Consider the following 3116-nt stretch of genomic DNA (forward strand, 5'->3'; position numbering starts at 1 on the left):
CTGAGTATGAAGCTACACATGACAATCCTGACAAAGACCCTTATATGGCTTTTGAGAAGGATTTTATGCGATTTATGCTTTCTGATGGTGCAGGAAATGGGACTATCCAGACCCTAGTTGTCCTCATGCTCCAAATATCTACAATGATATTTATTTGTAATTTTATGTTTCGAATGAGAAGTTCTCGTGTTTTCAAAAACATCTTCTCTATATTAAGCAGGGAGATGAAGCTTGTAAGCTTATTAGTTCTTGTTTTGTTGTCTATACAGAGTTCTTATGGACAGCAGGTTTCGGGAGTAGTACAGCATGACAACAATGCGATAGAGTATTGTAATGTGATGGTTAAAAATGTGGAAGATTCTGCATTCGTTTCCGGAACAGTAACAGACCAATTGGGAACCTTCGTGATTGACAAGATAGATGTTGGCAACTACTTCTTGGAAGTTTCATGTGTAGGCTATGAAAAACAGAGAGTCCCCTTTACAATTACTTCCAACCAGAATATCCATTTGCGAGTAGAGCTTCTACGCAATGAAACTTTCTTGGACGAAGTTACAGTTACGGCTTCTCATAAAATTTGGAAGAGAACGAATAATTCATTAGCGATGAAAGTCGAGGGGACTCCGCTTGCCGATATGATTTCCGCTATTGATGTTTTAGCATATATGCCGGGAGTTATAGCTGATAATTCCGGCATAAAACTAATTGGCAAAGACAATCTGCTCATTTTGATAGATAATCGTGTAGTATCTTCATTTTCAGAAATAGAAAACCTAAATGTTAACTCTATTAAAACAGTTGCTCTTGAGAAAAATGCAGGCGTGCGATATAACAGCAAGTATAAATCTGTCTTGCGAATTACCACAAAGGAGCGCAGTGGTAATTCTGTGGAAATAAGCCAAAGGACGAAAGTAGGTAGGAAAATTTCCAATACAGAAAACGCCAACTTTTATCTCGCATCAAATAAAATAACACTTAATGGCGGAGTTATCACGAGTTTCCGTAACGATTTGAATTACTACACTGTGGAAACACAAAATGTAGAGAATAATGTCCAATACATTAGTCGGCAGTCAATACAAAACAAACGAAAAGGCTTTGATGCTTCGTTTGGACTTAAATATGAGTTCAGCAACAACCACTACTTGCAGCTATATGATGATTTCTATTATGCGGGAAACAAGCCGATTAACAAAAGTACTACAGAATATATTGAACCCGGCTTGCACGAACAGATATTCACAGAGATTGCATCAAATTACAATGAAAAGAATAATCGGTTGAACCTCTTCTATAATCTGCCGGTATTGAAAGATAGTCATTTAGAATTAAATCTTGACTACATACATCAATCTTCCGATGACAACCAAACAATCAAGAACTCCAACAAACAAAAAACAAATGAGTTTTGCATAATTTATAAAGGACGTTATAACGTTTATCTGGCTCAGCTAAACTATGTGGGCACACTTTGGCGTTCATTTGACGGAAATCTGGGCTTAGACTATATGAACTTGACGAACAATACCTTTTCCTATAATAACGCGGAAATGGCGAAAGCGATAAATAACGAGGGAGAACATAAAGAACAACAGATTGCATATTACATCAACCTGAAAAAGCAATTAAATAAATTTGGGCTTCAAGCAGGTATCAGATACGAAACGGTTTGGCTGAAATATAAAGATACGAAAGAATATGCCGAACAAACAAAACGAATTAGCAGTCTGTTCCCGTTTATGTCTTTGGAGGTAAATTTGTCTTCCAAATGGAACCTCTCCCTGACGTACGACAGAAAGATGAACCTTCCTTCTTATCAACAATTAAATCCCATCATAACCTATTACGACAAGTATAGTTATAGAATAGGAAATTCGAATTTGGAACCGGTTTATTTTAACAACTTCTCATTAAGTGCATTATACGACAATATTTTGAACCTTTATGCGGAATACTCATTCATAAGGAACCAAATACAAGAAGTGCCGATGGCTGACGCTGCCAACCGACAAGTGATTAAAGTAATTCCTGTCAATATAGCGAAAAACCATCAAATAAGCATCGGAGCAAACCTGACGAAACGATTTGGAAAGCATCAGATAGGTTTCCACAGTGCACTGTTAGCGCAAAAAAATCAATTAGACAATTTACAGGTTGAAAAACATCGTTTTTTTACCTCTGTCTATGTGTCGGTTAATTATAACTATCGCTTACGGGATAATATAAACTATTACGTGAGAATGAATTATACCGGAAAGACAGAAGATACCGTCTTTAAACAGTATCCGGCATTCAGCACCAGCACTGGCATTACTTTCAGTTTCTTTGATAAGAGAATGCAACTGAATATTGCTTGCAACGACCTTTTTCGTACCGAAAACTCCGATTGGGAAGTCAAGTATTTAAACATTAACAACTTACAAAGAAACAACGCAGACTCGCGATATTTTTCTATTTACCTTAAATACAATGTCAACAAGACTTCTCGCAAGAATAAAGTAAAGAGTTTGGATAATATACTGAATAGGCTGTAGTGCAACATTAACTTTGCTTTTAACTCTATTGTATGATTTTTTATAGTTTTGCAAAACAATGTGATGCAATGGATTGTGGTCCCTCTTGTTTGGTAATGATTGCCAAGCACTATGGAACACACCCCAATATTGAAGCTATACGAAAGACTTGCGATCTCGGTAAGGGAGGTGTTTCTCTCCTCGGGATTAGTAAGGCGGCAGAGGAGATTGGCTTTAAAACAATCGGTGGTCGATTGAGTTTTGACACGCTTACGTCAGAAGTATCCTTACCTTGCATCATTCATTGGAACCAGAAGGTACTGTCCTATAAAAGTGTGTAAGTTTCATTTTTTCCTTTTTTATAGTGTACAAATACTGAGATAAGAAAAAAGAAGCTTACACACTTTTATAGGACAGTACCGCTGACTCGGAACTTCCAACCATTAGATAATGCTCATGACGGTCAAGCAAAAAAAGAGCCCCACGGATTTCTCCGTGAGGCTCTCACTCAAAGAAGGCAGCTACCTACTCTCCCGCATTGCATTGCAGTACCATCGGCGCAACCGGGCTTAACTTCTCTGTTCGGAATGGGAAGAGGTGGGA

1 protein-coding gene, 1 rRNA gene and 1 pseudogene are annotated in these 3116 nt (G+C 37.6%); 2 read left to right on the forward strand and 1 reads right to left on the reverse strand.

Annotated elements, in window-relative coordinates; genetic code table 11:
* Both H515_RS0110285 and H515_RS0110290 read left to right on the forward strand, forming a co-directional pair.
* Positions 1 to 2534 (forward strand): outer membrane beta-barrel protein (locus H515_RS0110285; RefSeq protein ID WP_244870081.1); only part of this gene is annotated, 2534 nt, incomplete at its 5' end.
* A gap of 32 nt (positions 2535 to 2566) precedes the next feature.
* Positions 2567 to 2845 (forward strand): annotated as a pseudogene (locus H515_RS0110290) (cysteine peptidase family C39 domain-containing protein); the annotation flags it as partial.
* 180 nt (positions 2846 to 3025) lie between these two features.
* On the opposite strand, the gene rrf reads toward H515_RS0110290, so the two are convergent.
* Positions 3026 to 3116 (reverse strand): 5S ribosomal RNA (gene rrf / locus H515_RS13810); the annotation flags it as partial.

The sequence above is a fragment of the Prevotella corporis DSM 18810 = JCM 8529 genome, from assembly GCF_000430525.1.
GTDB lineage: Bacteria > Bacteroidota > Bacteroidia > Bacteroidales > Bacteroidaceae > Prevotella > Prevotella corporis.